The following is a 19,830-nucleotide window of genomic DNA, read 5'->3' on the forward strand; positions in this document are numbered from 1 at the left end:
AAAGAACGGGAGGACGTGATGCGAATCGAAGTTCTGGTGGACGTCAAGACGACGCTCGGTGAAGGACCGCTCTGGGATGTCGAACAGCAGCGGCTGTACTGGATCGACTCCTTCGATGGCCGCGTGTTTCGCGCCACTGCGGACGGCCGCGAGTTGCGCGCCTGGGACGTGCCGCAGAAGATCGGCTCGATGGCGATCCGCAAGGACGGCAATAGTGCGGTGGTGTCGCTGCAGCGCGGCTTCCATCTGCTCGATTTCAAGACCGGAAACGTCACCCTGGTGCACGATCCGGAACCGGATCTGCCGTCCAACCGGCTCAATGACGGCAAGGTCGACAAGCGCGGCCGCTTCGTTGCCGGCTCGATGGACACCAGCGAGGAAGCTGCGCGTGGCAGCCTCTACAGCCTGTCTACCGACCTCAAGGTCACAAAGCTCGAAAGCAACATCATCTGCTCCAACGGGCCCTGCTGGAGTCCGGATGGGCGCATCTTCTATTTCCAGGATACATGGTCCGGCGAGATCTGGGCCTACGACTACGACCAGGAGACCGGCGCGGTGTCGAACCGGCGTACCTTCGCCAAGGTGGATACATCGAAGGGCGGCGCTGCGGACGGCTCCACCGTGGATGCCGAAGGCTATCTGTGGACCGCGCTGGTCTATGATGGCCGGCTGGTGCGCTATGCGCCGGACGGATCGATCGACCGCATCATCGATATGCCGGTGAAGAAGATCACCAGCGTGATGTTCGGCGGGCCGAATCTCGACATTCTGTTCGTGACATCGATGGCGCGGCAACCGCTGCCGCGCTTTCCGGGCGACGGCGTGCTGCGCGGCAGCCTGTTCGCGATCTACGATCTCGGCATCAAGGGCCTGCCTGAACCTCGTTTCGGCGGCTGAGTTGCTGTCGCATACCCGCTGCAGCCCCTTCAGGCTGCACGGGCGTTGTTGCCGACGATGACGCGGTCACGCACTGCGCTTCGCACCCGCCCCTGCGAACCAGCTGGTCCGCCAGGCCAGCTGGAGCGCAAGGCCAGCGATCGCGCCAAATGCGAATCCGGCCAGGTGGCCTGGCTTTATCGTGGCGTGGCCGCTGACCAGCAGGTCGAGGCCTGCGCCGATGGCAACCGCGACAACGGCGATCCACCACCACACTGAACGGACGGCGCCCGTCGCCAGGACCAGGCCGCACAGCGCCAGATAGGCCTGCGATGCACCCGAAATATAGGCATCCGGCAGCGCGTAAACGGTGACCAACTGGGCCAACGTACCGCCGGCCAGACCCAGCGATACCGCGGTCCACCGCCCGAAGCGGACCTCGGCGAACTGACCGACGCCGGCGATCACGAGCGCATTGAACAGCATATGCAGGAATTTGACGTGCAGCCATTGCGAGGCGACAAGCCGACACGCTTCGGATGCAGCAAAATCACCGCCCTTCAGTGTCCCGAACGCTACCAGAGCCTGCGACGTCTGCTGCGCCCATAGCGGTTGCTGCAAGCGGATGGAAACACAAATCCACACCAGCACAATACTGGCGGCCCAGATCCACGAGACGGGGATGCGCCGCAGTGCGAACTGCATGGTCGTTGAATTCTCCTACGTCCGTTCGATCGTTTCAATCGCCGGATGATTCATCGACAATCCCGATCACATCGCCGCATGAAATGTCCCGGCGTCCGCCAGGTGAAAACCTTCACTGTGGCAGGGCGCCGTCGGCATATTGCGCGGCAAATGCTGCACTCGGTGGAATGGGCTTGATGATGTCGATCAGCACGCCGTTGGGATCTTGCGTGATGAAGTGCCGCTGGCCGAAGTCTTCATCGCGAAGCGACAACAGGATGGGCAGCCCGTCCGCGACCGCCTGGGCATACATTGCGTCGACATCGTCGACTTCGAAGTTGAGCAGGACTCCCGCGGCGCGTCCGCGCGCCACTTCGGGAATCGTCCCATGATCGCCTTTCAGGATCGCCAGGTTTACGGCCGGATCGCTACTGAACTGGAGATGCACATACCAGTCAGCCGCGAAGGCGGCCCGGAACGACAGGTTCTTGATGTAGAAATCGGATGTCGCTGAGACGTCATCGACCATCAGCACGGGGTAGTAGCTCGTGATCTTCATGCCTTGTTTCCCTCCATGTCTGCTGACCTTGCAACGGTCGGATCCGGCTCCGCCGTTTGAATCGTTAGTCGATGATGGGTTGCGAGCCCTCACGCTCCAGGCGGGCCAGACCTTCCTTCATGAGCCGCAGTTGCTCAGGTGGATGGCTTTGCCAGCGATTCACTTCCGCGATGATTCTCAGTGGATCGCGCGAACGAAACGAGAGCGTTGGGTTACCGGGGAATTTTTTGTCCGTCAGATTGGGATCGTCGAAGATCGGCCCGGTCGGCTCGACCACGTAGATCCGTTCGGGCGCATCGCCCGCGGCAAGTTCGGCGCCCCAGATGGCGGCATCGAGCGTACCGGAGAAATAGACCCAAGATAGCGGCTGGGTCTTGGAGAAGTTCGATGCGTAGCCCACGAGGATGCCGTCGCCCGGTTGCAGATCGGCCCGGGTGCCGTGAAAGAACGACTGCGAAAACGTGCTTGCTGAAGCAGACATCGTGCGGGGCTCCTCGATCGGGCAACACGGGCAATTCAGATCGGACGCGGCTTGCAAACCGCCGATGGACGCCACGCGATTCAGCGTTCGCAGTTCTTGCGTGCTTCGCGTGAAACGCGTGGCTGCCGGAAGCCGCCCGCGACCGCTGACAATCGTTTCTGGCAAGATCCTCCTTGAGGCATGTCGTGGATATCGCTTGCTAATTCCTATAATAACCCATTAAAAGGTTACATGAAGAAGCTAGAAAAATCAAGCGCTGAGCCGCGCGCCTACTTTTCCGCCGTTGGACGACTACGGATGTTGGCGGGCGATCCCTCGCTCGACTTCGCCAACACGCTGCACTGGCGCGGCAGGCGTCTGGTCGACTTTCTTCCGGACTATCAGGCTCTGGTGGCGTGGTCGGTGCCCGCCGGACTGTTGAGCGAGCAGGAGATGGCCATGCTCATCGATCCCGCGCCGGCTTTGCGGAGCGAGGCCGAAGCAACGCATGCTGCAGCCATCGCGCTGCGCAGCGCCTGGCGCGACTGCCTTGATGTGCGAACCGGCGATCTAATGCTCGATGGGCGCAGTAGAACCGATGGCGTCCTTGAGCCACTGTTGGTTTCGGCACTTGCGGATCCCCGCCTGCTGATGTCGGCGGTCGATGCGCATCGCGCACACATCGTTCGTCTGCCGGTCGCCCGCATTGCCCTGGCTATCGCCAGTCTCACGCTTATCCCCGGTGATCGCCAAATAGGACGTTGCGAAGGCGATCCATGCGGCGGCTTTTTCCTGAACACCAGCCGCTCCAAGCCGAGGCGCTGGTGCTCGATGGAGAGTTGCGGCAACCGCGCCAAGGCGCGTGGCTTTCGCAGCCGGATGATAGCTGAGACGTGAGCTTGTCTAACGCGGTCACCAGTACAGTCCCGATGAACTGATTGCGCTTGCTTCGGCGCATGCAGGAATCTTCGAGTTCCCCGATCGCACCGCATTTTTGTTATTTTCGCAGCCTGCTGATATTATGAGGGCGACCGCATTACCTGCGTCCGCTGCCCATCGGCCTCTTTCCTTGGGGCAAAACCTGGTTTGACTCTCCGTTATGATGAATAAATTCTCCGTGGCGCCCATGATGGACTGGACCGACCGGCATTGCCGGGTGTTCCACCGTCTGCTGACGCGCCGTGCGCTGCTCTATACGGAGATGCTGACCACCGGCGCCATCATCCATGGCGATCGCCAGCGGTTGCTCGGCTATGACGCCAGCGAGCATCCGGTGGCGCTGCAGCTCGGCGGCTCCGATCCCGCCGATCTCGCGGAGGCCGCGCGGATCGGCGCGGATTTCGGCTATGACGAGATCAACATCAATGTCGGCTGCCCCTCCGACCGGGTGAAGGACGGCCGCTTTGGCGCCTGTCTGATGGCCGAGCCGGATCTGGTCGCCCGCGGCGTCGCCGCCATGAAGGCGGCGGTCAAGGTTCCGGTCACGGTCAAATGCCGCATCGGCATCGACGATCAGGATCCGGAAGTGGCGCTCGACGCGCTGGCCCGCGCGGTGGTGGCCGCCGGCGCCGACGGCCTCGTGGTGCATGCGCGAAAGGCCTGGCTCAACGGGCTGTCGCCGAAGCAGAACCGCGACGTGCCGCCGCTGGACTACGATCGCGTGTACCGGCTGAAGGCGGCAATGCCCGATGTGCCGATCAGCATCAACGGCGGCATCATGGGCATCGCCGAGGCCGCCGCGCATCTGGCTCATGTCGATGGCGTCATGCTCGGCCGCGCCGCCTATCAGGAGCCGTGGCGATTGCTGGCGGTCGATCCGGATATTTTCGGGGAGCCGGCGCAGCACGCGACGATGAAGGACGTGTTCGAGGCGATGATGCCGTACATCGCCGACCAGCTGGCGCAGGGCACGCGGCTGCATTCGATCACGCGGCATTTCGTCGGCGCGTTCCACGGCGTGCGCGGCGCCCGTGCGTTCCGCCGCTATCTCGCCGAGAACGGCACGCAGCACGGCGCGGGACTCGACGTGCTGCGCGCGGCGATCGCGCTGGTGGAGGTTGGCGAACCGGAGCAGGCGGCGGCGTAACGAATTCAACCCGCCCAGGGGCGTTCCCCGGACGCGGTGCACTGCGCCGCTTCTCAGCGGCGTGGTGCGCCGCAGATCCGGGGTCCTGGTTGGCGTGGAAGAAACCGGGATCCCGGATCTGCGGAGCGGCACTTCGCGCCGCACCGCGTCCGGGAAACGGTTCGCGTTTCAATTGGGCTTATCGGTCCTTACGGATATCCCCGCAGCATCAATTTGTCGGCGCGGACTTCCCAGCTTTCCAGGCGGTCGAGAAAACTCATGCCGAGCAGGTTGGATTTCATCTGGCCGCGCGGCACCACCAGCGCGGGGACCGAGCGCTCGACGAGTTTGCCGATGGCCAGGCGGTCCAGGGTGAGGCGCGCGGCGCGGGTATGGCCGGCGGCGGTCTCGACGTCGACGTTGTAGTCCAGCAGTTCCAGCGGCAGGCCGGCAGCTTTCGCGGTCTCCCAGGTCAGCACCACCGAGGTGGCGCCGGTGTCGATCACCATCGGGGTGGTGACGCCGTTGATCTGCGCGCGCAGGCCGAACTCGCCGCCCTGGCCGCGCGGGATCTCTACGGCACGCACCGGCTTGTCCGGTGCCTTGCGCAGCATGTCCGACACCAGCGCGCCGGCCTTGCTGCGGGCCTTGGCGATCTCGGCGGGATCGCCATAGGCCAGCGCCGCACCGATCGTGGCGGCGAGCACCGCGATCAGCAGCAGCAGCCGGCTCATGGCGCACCGGTCAGGTGAGGGAGGAGGCGGCTTTCTTGCGGGGAGCGGACATGATCTCCAGGCCGGCTTCGATCATGCGCGCGGGCAGGGCCGCCATGATGTCCAGCCGCTCGCTGCTCTCGATCCGGTGCCAGCGCGCAATTTCCGGCAGCGTTCGTCCGCAGCCGAGGCACAGCTTGGTTTTCGGGTCGATGATGCAGACTGCGATGCACGGCGTCTCGATGCTCATGAATGGAGTTTGAAGTGGATCGGCTCGCTTGCGCAAGCCTTTGCGCTCAAAATCTGGCTTAAAGACTGGTCCCCGCGCTCATGATCGGCTTGTTGCGGACCCGGCGCTTTTCGTCATTGCCGGTGGTGTAGGCTTCGGGCTGCAGCGGCGGGCCGTCCTCGGACATCGGCGCCAGCGCCGACATCACGCGCTCCGGCGGGAAAGTGACGATCACTTCGGTGCCGACGCGCAATTTCGAGCGCAGCGTGAAGGTGCCGCCGTGCATGTCGATCAGGCTCTTGGCGATCGGCAGGCCGAGACCCGCGCCCTGTTCGGCTGACTTGATCGAGTTGGAGCCCTGGCCGAACGAGGCCAGCACGATCGGGATCTCGTCTTCGGCAATGCCGGAGCCGGTGTCGCGGCAGCTTAGGTATTGCCCGCCGGAGGCGGTCCAGCCGACCTTGAGCCAGACCTCGCCGCCTTGCGGCGTGAACTTGATGGCGTTCGACAAGAGGTTGAGCACGATCTGGCGGCAGGCGCGCTCGTCGCCCCAGATCCGCGGCATGCCGTGTTCGAACACCTCATGGATGGTGATGCCGCGGCTCGAGGCGCGCAGCTTCAAGAGGTGATGGCAGTCGGCCACCACATGCTCCAGCGACACCGCTTCCTCGTTGAGCTCGTAGCGACCGGCCTCGATCCGGCTGAGGTCGAGGATCTCGTTGATCAGGTTCAAGAGGTGCACGCCGGAATTGTGGATGTCGGCGGAGTATTCCTTGTAGACCGGCACGGCATGGCCGCCGAAGATCTCGCTCTTCATCACTTCGGAAAAGCCGAGAATGGCGTTCAGCGGCGTGCGCAGCTCGTGGCTCATCTGGGCGAGAAAGCGCGACTTGGCGACATTGGCGGCCTCGGCGCGGTGGCGCGCCTCGTCGGAGATCGCCTTGGCCTGTTCCAGCTCGCCGATCAGCGCATCCTTTTCCGCGCGCGCCTCCAGCGCGGTCAGCGTGGTCGAATGCAGCCGGTGCGCCAGCAGGGCAAAGTAGCCCTCGGCCGACACCGCGAGCGCGGCCAGCACGTAGTTATCGAAGCCGCCATGGAGGATGAAATTCAGCGCGACGCCGGAGGTCACCGGCGCGGTGGCGGCGAAGGCGGCGATCGGCAGGCTGGCGGCCAGCATGCTGGAGACCGCCACCACCAGCAGCATCAGGAACATCATCATCGAGTTGGAGACGATGTCGATGTCGGCGGGGTGAACCAGGATCACGGTCCAGCACAGGCCATAGAGCAGGTCGAGCAGGACGAAACGGATGCGCCATTTGCGGCTATGCGCCGGCGAGGGCGGTTCGGCGAGATAGCGCTGGCAGGAGCGGATGATGACCGCATGGGTGCACAGCATCCCGCAGGTCCAGATCGCCGCCGACAGCGGCTGCATCCACAGTCCGAACAGCACGCCCGTGGCCACCACCAGCAGCACCACCACCAGCGAGGCCGACAGCCGGGTCTGGGCATATTGCCGGATCAGTTCTCGATCGAAGGCCGGCCTTGTGCCCGATGTCGAGGTCAGCCGGTCGCGTGCCTCGCGCACCCGCTGCGTGGCCGCACGGCGGCTGCGCGCCGTGGGAATCACGGTGGGTTCCGCCGGAAGCTGAACGACTTCGGGCCTATCGGCAGGCTTACTCATCAAACTGGACACAATCCTGCACGCATCCGTGCGCGGTTTACCACTCCGCCTATCTGTGCCGCACAATCCTTAAGAGGTGCCTTAAAAAACCGGATAATTCGGTTAAAAGCACATTAAGTCTGCGATCCGCGGCATTCGCCGCGGATCCCCGTTTCTTTCGTCAATCCGTTGATTTTACGACGTTTTATCGCTGCAGCCGGGCCAGCAGGCTGGAGGTATCCCAGCGTTTGCCGCCCATCGTCTCGACTTCCGCGTAGAACGCATCCACCAGCGCCGTGACCGGCAGGGTGGCACCGTTGCGGCGGGACTCGGCGAGGCAGATCGAGAGGTCCTTGCGCATCCATTCGACCGCAAAGCCGAAGTCGAACTTGCCGTCGTTCATGGTCTTGTAGCGGTTCTCCATCTGCCACGATTGCGCCGCGCCCTTGGAGATCACCTCGATCACCGCATTGACGTCGAGCCCGGCCTTCTTGGCGAAGTGAATGCCCTCGGACAAAGCCTCGACCAGGCCAGCGATGCAGATCTGGTTGACCATTTTTGTCGGCTGGCCGGAGCCGGCGGGGCCCAGCAGCTTCTGCATCTTGGCATAGGCTTCGATCACCGGCGCGGCCTTGGCATAGGCGGCCTCGGTGCCGCCGCACATCACGGTGAGTGCGCCGTTCTCGGCGCCGGCCTGGCCGCCGGACACCGGCGCGTCGATGAAGTGGAAGCCTGCCTTGTCGGCCGCGGCATTGAGTTCGCGCGCGACTTCCGCCGACGCCGTGGTGTGATCGACGAAGATCGCGTTCTTGGCCATGCCGGCGAATGCGCCGTTCTCGCCGGTGGTGACGGCGCGCAGATCGTCGTCATTGCCGACGCAGGCCATCACGAAATCCTGGCCCTCGGCGGCGGCCTGCGGCGTCGAGGCGGTGCGGCCGCCGAATTTTTCCGCCCAGGTCTTGGCCTTGGCCGGATTGCGGTTGAACACGGTCACCTCGTGCTTGCCCTTGACCACCAGGTGTCCGGCCATTGGGAAACCCATGACGCCGAGACCGATGAAAGCAACTTTGGCCATGTCCATACCCTTGTGTGCGACCGGCTTGAGCGCCGGCTGTGATTTGAAAAGAGGTGAGGGGGCCCGGAGCGATGCCGCGGGCAACGAGAGCGTTCGACGCCAGCATAAACGGGGAAGCCGGCGCGGCAAAGCCCCGCGAAAGCCGCCTATGGTCCTACGCTATTGCGACGCACAACGCGTTTGGTGCGCGTGACCCTCGCCGCATGGCTTACCTGCGCCGCCAATTTCGCCGTGGACTTGGGCTGGAAGTGCTCTATCTGTGCGGTCTGACTTGAGGCCGGCCGGGAGATCTCCATTGAGCGTGACAAAACAGCAGATTCTCGAAGCGCTGGCGGCGGTGAAATCGCCGCGCGGCGTCGCGCTGAGCCATGCGAATGTGCTGTCGGAGATCGCCGTCACCGACGGCCGCGTGCTGTTCTCGATCAATGTCGACGCCGCCGAGGCGCGCGCCTGGGAAAGCGTGCGCGCCGAAGCGGAAAAGGCCGTGCGCGCCGTTCCCGGCGTCACCGGTGCCATGGTTGCGCTGACCGCCGAGCGTAAGCCTGGTGCTGCGCCTGCGCCGCACAGCCACAAGCCGGGCGTGCAGCCGGTGTCGGCGCATCGCCCGCCGGCCAACCCGGCGGGCTCGCCGATGTCGAGGCAGGCCGAAATTCCCGGCATCGCCGCTGTGATCGCGGTGGCCTCCGGCAAGGGCGGCGTCGGCAAATCGACCACCGCGCTCAATCTGGCGCTGGGGCTGCGCGATCTCGGCCTGCGCGTCGGGTTGCTCGACGCCGATATCTACGGCCCGTCGGTGCCGCGCCTGACCGGTATCCGCGACAAGCCCGTCCTCGACGAAACCAAGAAGATGATCCCGATCGCCAAGTTCGGGCTGTCGATCATGTCGATCGGCTTCCTGGTCGAGGAAGAGACCGCGATGATCTGGCGCGGACCGATGGTGATGTCGGCGATCACCCAGATGCTGCGCGATGTCGCCTGGGGCACCCTTGACGTGCTCGTCGTCGACATGCCGCCCGGCACCGGGGACGCCCAGCTGACGCTGGCGCAGAACGTGCCCCTGAAGGGCGCCGTGATCGTCTCGACGCCGCAGGACCTCGCTCTGATCGATGCCCGCCGCGGTCTGGCCATGTTCACCAAGGTCAACGTGCCCGTGCTCGGCATCATCGAGAACATGAGCTATTTCCAGTGTCCGGAATGCGGCACCCGGTCGGACATCTTCGGCCATGGCGGCGCGCGCCACGAGGCCGAGCGTCTCGGCGTGCCGTTCCTCGGCGAGGTGCCGCTGCACATGTCGATCTCGCGCCATGTCCGACGCCGGCACGCCGGTGGTGGTGAGCGAACCGGACGGCCCGCATGCGGCAATCTACCGGTCGATCGCCGCCCAGGTCCGCGATCAGCTCCAGGTGGCCACCGCCGCGGCCTGAGCCCGCAGCAGGCGCTGCGGCTGTCATGTCGCATAGAACTTTCGTTTAATTGCAGCGACGAGGGGGCTCGCCGCGTTTTCAGCCGCGGACTATCCGTGTTAGAGAGCCGTCACGAGAGCGTCTCGGCGATGCCATTTTCATGTCGCTGTTGAACACGCTCACGGGGATTCTGGGAAACGCCCGCAACAAGGAGAGGCCATATGAAGCGTCGTGAATTTTTGAAGGTATCAACAGCCGGGGCCGCCGTGGCTGCGGTCGCTTCTCCGGCCATCGCGCAGTCGTCGCCCGAGATCAAGTGGCGTCTGGCCTCCAGCTTCCCGAAGTCGCTCGACACCATCTATGGCGGCGCCGAATACATGGCGAAGCAGGTCGCCGAGATGACCGACAACAAATTCCAGATCCAGGTGTTCGCCGCCGGCGAACTGGTGCCCGGACTGCAGGCGCTCGACGCCACCTCCAACGGCACCGTCGAGATGTGCCACACCGTGTCTTACTACTACGTCGGCAAGGATCCGACCTTCTCGATCTTCGCCTCGGTGCCGTTCGGCCTCAACGCCCGCCAGCAGAATTCCTGGCTGTTCCAGGGCGGCGGCAACGAACTCGCCAATGAGTTCTACAAGAAGTTCGGCGTGGTCGGCATGCCCTGCGGCAACACCGGCACCCAGATGGGCGGCTGGTTCCGCAAGGAGATCAAGACGGTGGCCGACCTGTCCGGCCTGAAGATGCGCATCGGCGGCATTGCCGGCCAGGTGCTGCAGAAGGTCGGCGTCGTGCCGCAGCAGCTCGCCGGCGGCGACATCTATCCGTCGCTGGAAAAGGGCACCATCGACGCAGCCGAGTGGGTCGGTCCCTACGACGACCAGAAGCTCGGCTTCCAGAAGGTCGCGAAGTACTACTACTATCCCGGCTTCTGGGAAGGCGGCCCGACCGTGCATGCCTTCACCAACCTCGACAAGTTCAATTCGCTGCCGAAGAACTATCAGGCGATCCTCGCCAATGCCTGCACCAATGCCAACACCTGGATGGCGGCGCGTTACGACATGCAGAACCCGCAGGCGCTCAAGCAGCTGGTGGCTGGCGGCACCCAGCTGCGTCCGTTCACCAACGAGGTGCTCGACGCCTGCCTCAAGGCGACCAACGAGCTGTGGGGCGAAATCTCCGCCAAGAACGCCGACTTCAAGAAGTCGATCGACGCCATGCAGGCCTATCGCTCGGATGAATATCTGTGGTGGCAGGTCGCCGAATATACCTATGACAGCTTCATGATCCGCTCGCGCACCCGCGGCTGATCGGCTCAACCAGCCGAACAGGAAAAAGCCTGGCCTTCGCGAGAAGGCCGGGTTTTTTGCGTCGCGATCATTCAGATCGCCGTAGATTCTCGTTGGAACCTGGACCATGCTGCGGCAACGCCCTCATCAAGAAGGGCGGCATGCACATTCACATCCAGGGAGGACATCATGAAGCGTCGTGAGTTCATCAAGGCTGCCGGCATGGGCGTCGCAGGCGCGGCTATCGCCGCACCGGCCATCGCGCAATCTTCGCCGGAGATCAAATGGCGGTTGACGTCGAGCTTTCCGAAATCGCTCGACACGATCTATGGAGCCAGCGAGGTGTTCGCCAAGGCCGTCGCCGAGGCCACCGACAACAGATTCCAGATCCAGGTCTTTGCCGCCGGGGAGATCGTTCCCGGTCTGCAGGCGTTGGATGCCGCGTCCAACGGCACCGTGGAGATGTGCCACACGGCGGCCTATTATTATGTCGGCAAGGATCCGACATTCGCCTTTGGTACTGCCGTCCCGTTCGGCCTCAACAGCCGGATGCAGACCTCGTGGCTGCAGGTCGGCGGCGGCGCCGAACTCTTCAATGAATTTCTCAAGGGCTACAATGTCATCGGCTTCGCCGCCGGCAACACCGGCTGCCAGATGGGCGGTTGGTTTCGCAAGGAAATCAAGGAACCGTCCGACTTCAGCGGTCTGAAAATGCGCATCGGCGGCTTCGCCGGGCGGGTGTTGACCAAGCTCGGCATGGTGCCGCAGCAGGTCGCCGCAGGTGATATCTATCCATCGCTGGAAAAGGGCACCATCGACGCCGCCGAATGGGTCGGACCTTACGATGACGAAAAGCTCGGCTTCCAGAAGGTCGCCAAATATTACTACTATCCCGGCTTCTGGGAGGGCGGTCCGACGCTGCACAACATGGTCAACCTCGCCAAGTGGGAGCAGCTTCCTGCCAGCTACAAGTCGATCATCAGGACCGCCTCGTCGCTGGCCAATGAAACGATGCAGGCGCGCTACGACGCCTACAATCCGCCGGCGCTGAAGCGGCTGGTGGCGGGTGGCACGCAGCTGCGTCCGTTCTCGGCGTCCATCATGGATGCGTCGCTGAAAGCGGCCAACGAAGTCTATGCGGAGACCTCGGCCAGCAACGCGATGTTCAAGAAAGTCTATGACAGCATGGTGGCCTTCCGCGGCGACCAGTACACTTGGTGGCAGGTCGCGGAATACAGCTTTGACAGCTTCATGATCCGTTCGCGCACGCGCGCCTGACTTGCGGCTATCGTCGGACAAAGCCCGGCCTTCGCGAGAAGGCCGGGCTTTCGCTTTTTGCGATCGGATAGGTCGGCGGTCTCGTCCTAGCGATCCTTGCCTTCGTACGGCATGATCTGCACCATCTTCAGATCGATCTCCGGCAGGCAGCGAAGGTTGATCGCGGCGGTCGCTTCACCCTTTGGGGAATTGCCCTCGCTAAAGGGCGCGATCCCGCATGTTGCGCAAAAATGGTGCTTCAGCAGGTGGTGGTTGAATGTATAGGTCGACAGATTTTCTTCCGGGGTTTTCAACGTCAGCCTGTGCGGGGGGACGAAGGCGAGCAGGCCGCCGCGTCGCCGGCACAGTGAGCAGTTGCAATCAATCGCTGAACTGAATTCGCCCTCGACGTCGAATGCGATTTTTCCGCAATGGCAGCTGCCTTCGTAGAGCATCCGTCTCTCCTCAAAGGGTAGGTCCGATCGGATGAAGCCGTGCATGGCTGCCGGACGACATGCCGCGAATCCGCTAATGCTAACCGATCGAACGAGGGCCCGATATGACCGAATCAGAGATCGAAACCGCTGCCGGGATACTTGCCGACGCGCGCCGCAACGGCGGGCTGATCGATGCGCTGCCGGCGGTGCCCGCCTCGGTGGCCGAAGCCCACGCCATCCAGGATCGCGTGGCAGCCTTGCTGGGCGACGCCGTCGGCGGCTTCAAGGCCAACGCGCCGCCGGACGGCGAGCCGACCCGCGGGCTGATCTATGCCCGCACGATCCGCGCCAGCCCGGTGCGGATGTCGCCCGCCGAAGTGCCGCATTGCGGCGTGGAAGGCGAGATTGCCTTTCGCTTCATCCGCGACCTGCCGCCGCGGGACACGCCCTATACGCGGGACGATGTGGCCCGGGCCGTCGCCGTGCTGCCGGTCATCGAGATCGTATCGGGCCGCTATCGCGATCCGCGCGGCCGGCCCAACCTGGAGCAGCTCGCGGACTGCACCATCAATGGCGGGCTGGTGTTCGGGCCGGAGACCGCGGACTGGTCGCACATCGACCTGCCGAATCTGCGCATCACCATGCTGGTGAACGGCACGGCGCTGCACGAGAAGCAGGGCAGTCATCCGTTCGGCGATCCGCTGGGAGGGGCCGTCGCACTCGCCAACATGATGGACGGCGCCGGCGGCGTGAAAGCAGGCCAGATTGTCACCACCGGCAGCTGGACCGGGGTGGATTTCCTCAAGCCCGGCGACCGCTGCGTGGTGCGGTTCGAGACCCTGGGTGACGCAGAGGTGGTATTCGACGCCTGAGGGTCGCGGAATGGGGCGGGCGGCAGGGAATCCCCTGATGGGACGGAAGCGCAGTTTTAGGCTGATCGGTGGCCGGCGCGACGGTTCCCCCGAACTCCTCTGCGGTGGTCGACCGATTGACGAAACCGTCTCAAAGGCGCATTTTTGGCGCAACCGATTGAGGGGAGTTCCGTTGGCGGCTGTTCGTGCAACCAGCGCTAAATCAAACCCGGTTCTGATGGGGTCGATCTGGTTCGCCGTGGCGCTCGCCGCGGCGGCGGGCGCTATTGTGGCTGGCTCCTACGCCGTCATCGCCCCGTCCCACCAGGCGACGGGCCAAAGCGCGGTGACGTTCGCCGAGCGCTTCCTCGAAAACACGCTTGTGGACATGCGGCCGACAGCCTCGAAGGCCCAGCTCGATCGGGCTAAGCAGGAACTGTCGCGGGCGATGCAGAGCGCCAGCACCGAGGCTCCCGTGGCCGATGGGGCTGAGGCACCTGTCCCCAAGATTCCCTTGCCGCGCGTGCGGCCTGCCGTGCCGAACATGACGGCAAGCCTGGCCCCGTCGATCAATACTGCGAAGCCGCCATCGTCCGATCCCCTGAGCGAGGTCAGCTCGGCGTTGCGCAAGGCCTTCGCCATGCTGCAGCCGCCCGGAACCACGCTGGCCTCCGCGTCCCCCGATGGCGGGATCGGCAATGATGGCTCGGACCGTCCTTCGGGGATGGTCGCGCCGGGCCACCAGACCGCGCTCTATGACATTTCGGCCCGCACGGTTTACATGCCCGACGGAACGCGGCTGGAGGCTCACTCCGGCTATCGCGAACTGCTCGACGACGTGCGTTACGTCGACGTGAAAGACCGCGGTCCGACGCCGCCGCAGGTCTATGAGCTCAAGCCGCGCGAGAAACTTTTCCACGGCGTTCAGGCGCTGCGGATGACGCCGATCGGCGAGGGCGATCTGTACGGCAGGACCGGCCTGCTCACCCACAGCTATCTGCTGGGTCCCAACGGCGACTCCAATGGGTGCGTGTCGTTCAAGGACTATGACGCCTTCCTGCGCGCGTTCCAGAACGGCAGCGTCAAACGGCTGGTAGTGGTCAAGTCGCTGGCGACTGAGGCGGTGGCGGACGCCGGCAAAACCTGACGCTCCGGTCGCGGGGGCCCGCCTAGACGGGTCCCGGCGAGAAAGGCACCAGCAATCGCATGGTGGCCCGGAACGCGACGCTGGCTTTGCCCACCAGCGCCGTACCATGGACGTCAGCCGTACCGTCGGCGTAGGTGCCTGAGAATCCGCAGCCGACTTCACGCCCGCCGAACAAGGGGCTTTTGCCCGGCGTGTCCGTATGCTGGTGCGTGATCAACTCGCCTTTCCATCTGCCGTTGTCTGCGCTGTAGATCCCCGTGTAGTAGAAAAAACTGTCGCCTCCGACGATCTGCCCGTCGCGCAGCCCGATGATGCCGGACGCCCGCCGCTCGCTCTCATCTTCCATGGTGATGTTGATCGCATAGAGCGCGTTGGGAATTGTCATGCGGCAGCCAGGATCCATTCACACGGAAGCGCTTGTATACCATAGCGCTTGCGCGATTTCGATTGCCGGCGCGGCATTTCAAACGGACCGCCCGGGTCCATTTTGCGCAGTGGAGGATGTCGCGCGATCGTGTGCGTGCGACGGTCGCGTTGCAGCGATAGCGCGTCGCACGGTGGATTCAAACTTCGTGAAGCCGCCTCTTGGCGCCGGCCTGTCGGCCTGAATGTCGCTCTGCCATGTACCTTCCCGGAGAGGTGCCGAGCGTCTTGCGGAACATCGTGACGAAGCTCGGCACGCTCTCATAGCCGAGGTCGCTGGCCACCTGTTGGATCGAAGCGCCGCCGGCCAACCATTGCACGGCGAGCATGACGCCGAGTTGCTGGCGCCAGCGTCCGAAGCTCATGCCGGTCTCGCGGCTGATCAGCCGCCCCAGCGTCCGCTCGCTCAGGCCGGCCCGCTTTGCCCAACCCTCGAGCGAGCCGCGCTCCGCAGGGGCGTCCATCATGAGGTCGACAAGGGTGCGCAGTCGCGGGTCAGCCGGCATCGGCAGATGCAGGTCTTCGACCTTGGCGGCCGCGATCTCGTCGAGCAGCACCGCGATCAACCGCGAATTCACGCCGCCCTCATCGTAGAACAACGGCAGGCTGGCGGCACGGAACAGCAGTTCGCGCAGCAGGGGCGTCACGGAGACGGTGCAGCAGCGTTGCGGCAGCCCCGCATCGAAGTCGGCGGCGACGAACGCACTATAGCCTTCGAGTTTGCCCGTCGCCTTGATGGCGTGCAGCGCGCCACTTGGTATCCAGACAGCGCTACGCGGCGGGACGATCCACAGTCCGCCTTCCACCCGGCAACTCAGCGCGCCGCGCTGCACGAGCATGATTTGCCCCTTCGCATGGCAGTGCATGTCGATCTCGAAAGAACCGATCATCTTCGACGCCATGCCGTAGGTGACGACCGGGCGCGCGACCTCGTCGGGCTCGATCCAGTCGGACGCAACGGAAGTGTCTGTCAGAATGGGCATGGCTCGATCTACCATGCCGTTGGCGCGAACGGATAAGAATTTGTCCAGACTTCGTAATGACGCCAAAGCGGCCGGACTTTATCCCACCCGCATGGAGCAGCCGGGGCCGGCCCGGTCTCGTCCATTTCGGAAAGGGACTTTCATGACATTGCTGAGCAGCAAGCGCGTCGCAGAGACGCTCGACAAGCTTCACGCAGATGCCGACGCCGCGGATCGCGACCTGATGGCCACGATGATGGCGCAGTCGGAGACGTCCGGTGAAACGTTGAACGATTTGGCCGCCAGGTTTGTTGACGAAGAACGGGTGAACTATCGAACCATGTATCGCGGTCACGCCGAACATTTCCTCGCGATTTCTCCGGCCTATGGCCGCTTCCTCTATGCCATCACGCGTGCGCGGAGGGCGACCCGGATCGTCGAGTTCGGGACCTCGATGGGGATCTCGACGATCTATCTTGCGGCCGCACTTTTCGACAATGGCGGCGGACAACTGATCGGCTCCGAGCTTGAGCCGACGAAGGTTGCGCGGGCGCGAACCCATCTCGAAGCGGCGGGCCTTGCCGATCTGGTGGAGATCCGCGAAGGCGACGCACTGGACACGCTCAAGGACATCGGGGGCGGGGTCGACGTCCTGCTGATCGACGGCGCCTTCTCGCTCTATCTGCCGGTGCTCAGGCTGATCGAGCCGCGGCTGGCGCCCGGAGCTGTGGTGCTTGGGGAGAACGCATTCGCGTCCGACTATCTCGATTACGTTCGCAACCCCGCCAACGGCTATATCTCACAGCCGCTTGCTGTCGACGAAGGTCGCTGCAATGAGTTCACCGTGCGGGTCGCTTAACGCAGGCGGGGCGGTGTGCCGCGTTTGATCTTTCCCTTGACTTAGAGTGCGCTCTAACTCGTATCTGTTTTTGCGTCGTGGCGAGAACAGGTGCTCATGAAGATTGGTGAACTGGCAAAGCGTTCGGGACTGTCGGCTCACACCATCCGCTACTACGAGCTGATCGGGCTGCTTCCCTATGCGGACCGGGACCGATCGAGCCAGCGGGACTACGACGCATCGATCCTGGTCTGGATCGGATTTCTTGGCCGTCTCAGGACGATCGGGATGCCGATCCGCGACATGCTGCGCTATGCGGCCTTGCGGGAGCGCGGCGTCGGCACGGAGGCGGAGCGGCGCGAACTGCTGGCGCAGCACCGCGATCGGGTCCGTGCGCATGTCGCTGAGCTGCAAGCCACTCTTCTCGTCCTCGATACCAAGATCGCCGGCTACGCCGGCGAGGAACAGAGGATGAAGGACTATGACGCAGCACCACCAGAACGCCGGCGAAAACCGGCTCGAACGCGGGCGGCGCGCGCTCGCTGAGATCGACGGCGAGGCCGGCGAGAAGGTCATCGCATCGCTCGCAGATATTGCGCCCGATTTCGCAACCTATGTGCTCGAGTTTCCGTTCGGCGACATCTATTCGCGGCCCGGCCTCGATCTGCGTGCCCGCGAGATCGCCACCATCGCGGCGTTGACGGCGATGGGCAACGCGGCGCCGCAACTGAAGGTGCACATCCAGGCCGGCCTCAATGTCGGGCTCTCCCAGGCTGAGATCGTGGAGATCGTCATGCAGATGGCGGTCTATGCGGGATTCCCGGCGGCGCTGAACGGCCTGTTCGCGGCAAGGGAAGTGTTCGCTGGGCAGCACCTGAAGGAAGAGCGGCCGGCATCGGCCTTCCCCACGCCAGCCGGCGGCTGATCGGGATCGTCGCAACGACCGGATCCTGACGTTCGCGCATATGTTTACAGCGGCGCTCACGCGCCGCCGTATTGCCTAACCATGAGATTAGACGTGAGCGTGTCCAGGAACCGCTCGATGAGAACAGGCCCGCTATTTCGGCGGCCCGAAATCCAGCGCCGGCATGTCCATTTGCGGAATGTCGATATTGATCTTGCTAGCGTCGATGTTCGACGCGGCGCCCTTGTAATGCATCACCATCGCCGGGAAGGCGATGACCAGGCCGACCATGATCACCTGGATGATGACGAACGGCACCGAGCCCCAGTAGATCTGGCCGGTGGTGACCGGCTCCATGCGTTTGCCGCTGACGCGGTCGATATAGGATTCCTTCGGCGCCACCGAGCGCAGATAGAACAGCGCAAATCCGAATGGCGGATGCATGAACGAGGTCTGCATGTTCACGCCCATCATGACGCCGAACCAGATCAGGTCGATGCCGAGCTTTTCCGCGGCCGGTCCCAGCAGCGGGATCACGATGAAGGCCAGTTCGAAGAAATCGAGGAAGAACGCCAGCACGAACACGAAGGCGTTGACGAAGATCAGGAAGCCGACCTGGCCGCCGGGCAGGCCGACCAGCAGTTCCTCGACCCAGCGATGGCCGTCGACGCCGTAAAAGGTCAGCGAGAAGACGCGGGCACCGACCAGGATCAGCACGACGAAGGCGGACAGTTTTGCAGTGGCTTCGGTGGCCTGGCGGGTGAGGTCGAAGGTGAGCCGGCCTTTCATCATCGCGAGGATGACCGCGCCGGCCGCTCCCATGGCGCCGCCTTCGGTCGGCGTGGCCACCCCGATGAAAATGGTGCCGAGCACCAGGAAGATCAGCCCGAGCGGCGGCACCATCACGAACACCACCTGCTGGGCCAGCTTCGACAGCAGCTTGAGGCGCAGCACGCGGTTGAGAATGGCGAGGATGAACGATACGCCGACGGTGATCGACATGGTCAGAACGACATAGTCGGCGCCGGATTTCACCTCGGTGAAGCCCATCGCGACAATGGCGATCGTGGTCGCGCTGACCAGCGTCAGATACAGCGACATGGTCATTGTTCTGACGATGCCGATGAATGGCTTGGTCAGGATGCCCGTGACGATGATGAACCAGAAGCCCTGCAGCACCTTGGCGCTCAGGCCGATCTTGTCGAACAGCGGCTGTGTCCAGTCGAACAGGCCGACGTGAACGACGAAGAAGTAAGCGGTCGCGGCAGCCGAGATGGCGGCGATCGGAAAGATCGAGGGATGCTTGGCGGTCTCCGGCTCGCGCAGGGTCTGCGCTTCCAGCGGCAGGCCGGGGGCCGCAGTCGGCGCGAACACCGTCACCAGGAAGATGTAGAACGCGTACATCAGCGCCAGCACGATGCCGGGGATGAAGGCGCCCTCATACATGTCGCCGACGGAGCGGCCGAGCTGGTCGGCCATCACGATCAGCACCAGTGAGGGCGGGATGATCTGTGCCAGCGTACCGGAGGCGGCGATCACCCCGGTGGCGACGCGGCGATCGTAGCCGTAGCGCAGCATGATCGGCAGCGAGATCAGGCCCATCGAAATCACCGACGCGGCGACCACGCCGGTGGTGGCGGCGAGCAGGGCGCCGACGAACACCACCGCATAGGCGATGCCGCCGCGGATGCTGCCGAACAACTGGCCGATGGTCTCCAGCAGATCCTCGGCCATGCCCGATCTTTCGAGCACCAGCCCCATGAAGGTAAAGAACGGGATCGCCAGCAGCGTCTCGTTGTTCATGACGCCGTAGACGCGTTCGGGCAGTGCTTGCATGAAGTCCGGCCGGAACAGGCCGAGTTCGATGCCGATGAAAGCGAAGATCAGTCCGTTGGCTGCGAGCGAGAACGCGACGGGGTATCCGAGCAGCAGGAACAGCACCAGCGACGCGAACATGATCGGCGCCATGTAGTGGATGAACATAGCGGTCATGCGAAA

At 63.9% G+C, this 19,830-nt stretch carries 21 protein-coding genes and 1 pseudogene; 11 read left to right on the forward strand and 11 right to left on the reverse strand.

The genetic code is table 11. From position 1 onward, the window contains the following. Positions 1 to 18: 18 nt before the first annotated feature. Complete coding sequence (locus tag ACUXVA_RS18370) at positions 19 to 897, forward strand: SMP-30/gluconolactonase/LRE family protein (protein ID WP_265079018.1); 879 nt, start codon at positions 19 to 21, stop codon at positions 895 to 897. Positions 898 to 963: 66 nt separating this feature from the next. Here the strand turns inward: ACUXVA_RS18370 and ACUXVA_RS18375 are convergent, their stop codons facing one another. From ACUXVA_RS18375 to arr, 3 genes are all read right to left on the reverse strand, one after another. Next, positions 964 to 1,581 (reverse strand): rhomboid family intramembrane serine protease, encoded by a 618-nt coding sequence (locus ACUXVA_RS18375; RefSeq protein ID WP_265079017.1) that lies wholly within the window; start codon positions 1,579 to 1,581, stop codon positions 964 to 966. Positions 1,582 to 1,693: 112 nt separating this feature from the next. Next, positions 1,694 to 2,119 carry a VOC family protein gene (locus ACUXVA_RS18380; RefSeq protein ID WP_265079016.1) on the reverse strand — a complete coding sequence of 142 codons (426 nt, stop codon included), beginning with the start codon at positions 2,117 to 2,119 and terminating at the stop codon, positions 1,694 to 1,696. Positions 2,120 to 2,183: 64 nt separating this feature from the next. Then, positions 2,184 to 2,600, reverse strand: coding sequence for an NAD(+)--rifampin ADP-ribosyltransferase (arr, locus tag ACUXVA_RS18385; protein WP_265083756.1), 417 nt, complete (start codon positions 2,598 to 2,600; stop codon positions 2,184 to 2,186). A 231-nt stretch (positions 2,601 to 2,831) separates the two neighbouring features. On the opposite strand from arr, the gene ACUXVA_RS18390 reads away from it, so the two are divergent. After that, positions 2,832 to 3,476 (forward strand): CGNR zinc finger domain-containing protein, encoded by a 645-nt coding sequence (locus ACUXVA_RS18390; protein ID WP_265079015.1) that lies wholly within the window; start codon positions 2,832 to 2,834, stop codon positions 3,474 to 3,476. Positions 3,477 to 3,681: 205 nt separating this feature from the next. Then, entirely contained in the window at positions 3,682 to 4,665 is a 984-nt protein-coding gene (gene dusA / locus ACUXVA_RS18395) for a tRNA dihydrouridine(20/20a) synthase DusA (protein ID WP_445487414.1), read from the forward strand. A gap of 188 nt (positions 4,666 to 4,853) precedes the next feature. Here the strand turns inward: dusA and ACUXVA_RS18400 are convergent, their stop codons facing one another. The 4 genes from ACUXVA_RS18400 to ACUXVA_RS18415 all read right to left on the reverse strand — a co-directional run bounded on the left by ACUXVA_RS18400 (position 4,854) and on the right by ACUXVA_RS18415 (position 8,321). Then, a complete protein-coding gene (locus tag ACUXVA_RS18400) occupies positions 4,854 to 5,378 on the reverse strand; it encodes a TIGR02281 family clan AA aspartic protease (protein ID WP_265079014.1) in 525 nt (174 codons plus the stop codon). Positions 5,379 to 5,388: 10 nt separating this feature from the next. Beyond that, positions 5,389 to 5,607, reverse strand: coding sequence for a DUF1289 domain-containing protein (locus tag ACUXVA_RS18405; protein WP_265079013.1), 219 nt, complete (start codon positions 5,605 to 5,607; stop codon positions 5,389 to 5,391). Between the two features lie 58 nt (positions 5,608 to 5,665). Beyond that, entirely contained in the window at positions 5,666 to 7,267 is a 1,602-nt protein-coding gene (locus ACUXVA_RS18410) for a sensor histidine kinase (RefSeq protein ID WP_265079012.1), read from the reverse strand. Between the two features lie 184 nt (positions 7,268 to 7,451). Further along, positions 7,452 to 8,321, reverse strand: a complete 870-nt coding sequence (locus ACUXVA_RS18415; RefSeq protein WP_445487417.1) for an NAD(P)-dependent oxidoreductase — start codon at positions 8,319 to 8,321, stop codon at positions 7,452 to 7,454. A 295-nt stretch (positions 8,322 to 8,616) separates the two neighbouring features. Between ACUXVA_RS18415 and ACUXVA_RS18420 the strand changes: the two are divergent. The 3 genes and pseudogenes from ACUXVA_RS18420 to ACUXVA_RS18430 all read left to right on the forward strand — a co-directional run bounded on the left by ACUXVA_RS18420 (position 8,617) and on the right by ACUXVA_RS18430 (position 12,291). Beyond that, positions 8,617 to 9,745 (forward strand): annotated as a pseudogene (locus tag ACUXVA_RS18420) (Mrp/NBP35 family ATP-binding protein). Between the two features lie 200 nt (positions 9,746 to 9,945). Continuing rightward, on the forward strand, positions 9,946 to 11,034 hold the full coding sequence (locus tag ACUXVA_RS18425) for a TRAP transporter substrate-binding protein (protein WP_265079009.1): 1,089 nt from the start codon (positions 9,946 to 9,948) through the stop codon (positions 11,032 to 11,034). A 168-nt stretch (positions 11,035 to 11,202) separates the two neighbouring features. After that, positions 11,203 to 12,291 (forward strand): TRAP transporter substrate-binding protein, encoded by a 1,089-nt coding sequence (locus ACUXVA_RS18430; protein WP_265079008.1) that lies wholly within the window; start codon positions 11,203 to 11,205, stop codon positions 12,289 to 12,291. Between the two features lie 86 nt (positions 12,292 to 12,377). Here the strand turns inward: ACUXVA_RS18430 and ACUXVA_RS18435 are convergent, their stop codons facing one another. After that, complete coding sequence (locus ACUXVA_RS18435) at positions 12,378 to 12,725, reverse strand: GFA family protein (RefSeq protein WP_445487420.1); 348 nt, start codon at positions 12,723 to 12,725, stop codon at positions 12,378 to 12,380. 104 nt (positions 12,726 to 12,829) lie between these two features. Here ACUXVA_RS18435 and ACUXVA_RS18440 point away from each other — a divergent pair, with 104 nt between their 5' ends. Both ACUXVA_RS18440 and ACUXVA_RS18445 read left to right on the forward strand, forming a co-directional pair. Beyond that, positions 12,830 to 13,579: a 2-keto-4-pentenoate hydratase gene (locus tag ACUXVA_RS18440; RefSeq protein WP_265079007.1), complete on the forward strand. Its 750-nt coding sequence runs from the start codon at positions 12,830 to 12,832 to the stop codon at positions 13,577 to 13,579. A 37-nt stretch (positions 13,580 to 13,616) separates the two neighbouring features. Beyond that, positions 13,617 to 14,705, forward strand: a complete 1,089-nt coding sequence (locus ACUXVA_RS18445) for a DUF2778 domain-containing protein (RefSeq protein ID WP_445487422.1) — start codon at positions 13,617 to 13,619, stop codon at positions 14,703 to 14,705. 22 nt (positions 14,706 to 14,727) lie between these two features. On the opposite strand, the gene ACUXVA_RS18450 is transcribed toward ACUXVA_RS18445, so the two are convergent. Both ACUXVA_RS18450 and ACUXVA_RS18455 read right to left on the reverse strand, forming a co-directional pair. Next, the gene (locus ACUXVA_RS18450) at positions 14,728 to 15,090 is read right to left on the reverse strand and encodes a hypothetical protein (protein WP_265079005.1); all 363 of its coding nucleotides are present in this window, start codon (positions 15,088 to 15,090) and stop codon (positions 14,728 to 14,730) included. Between the two features lie 178 nt (positions 15,091 to 15,268). After that, on the reverse strand, positions 15,269 to 16,126 hold the full coding sequence (locus ACUXVA_RS18455) for an AraC family transcriptional regulator (RefSeq protein ID WP_445487425.1): 858 nt from the start codon (positions 16,124 to 16,126) through the stop codon (positions 15,269 to 15,271). 127 nt (positions 16,127 to 16,253) lie between these two features. Here ACUXVA_RS18455 and ACUXVA_RS18460 point away from each other — a divergent pair, with 127 nt between their 5' ends. From ACUXVA_RS18460 to ACUXVA_RS18470, 3 genes are all read left to right on the forward strand, one after another. After that, a complete protein-coding gene (locus ACUXVA_RS18460; protein WP_265083754.1) occupies positions 16,254 to 16,949 on the forward strand; it encodes an O-methyltransferase in 696 nt (231 codons plus the stop codon). Between the two features lie 96 nt (positions 16,950 to 17,045). Then, entirely contained in the window at positions 17,046 to 17,474 is a 429-nt protein-coding gene (locus tag ACUXVA_RS18465; RefSeq protein WP_265079004.1) for a MerR family transcriptional regulator, read from the forward strand. Further along, entirely contained in the window at positions 17,410 to 17,853 is a 444-nt protein-coding gene (locus tag ACUXVA_RS18470) for a carboxymuconolactone decarboxylase family protein (protein WP_265079003.1), read from the forward strand. The genes ACUXVA_RS18465 and ACUXVA_RS18470 overlap by 65 nt, the downstream gene beginning before the upstream one ends. 132 nt (positions 17,854 to 17,985) lie before the next feature. Here ACUXVA_RS18470 and ACUXVA_RS18475 read toward each other — a convergent pair whose 3' ends face one another. Beyond that, positions 17,986 to 19,824 (reverse strand): TRAP transporter large permease, encoded by a 1,839-nt coding sequence (locus ACUXVA_RS18475; protein ID WP_265079002.1) that lies wholly within the window; start codon positions 19,822 to 19,824, stop codon positions 17,986 to 17,988. Positions 19,825 to 19,830 lie beyond the last annotated feature (6 nt).

This window comes from Rhodopseudomonas sp. RCAM05734, from assembly GCF_052658035.1.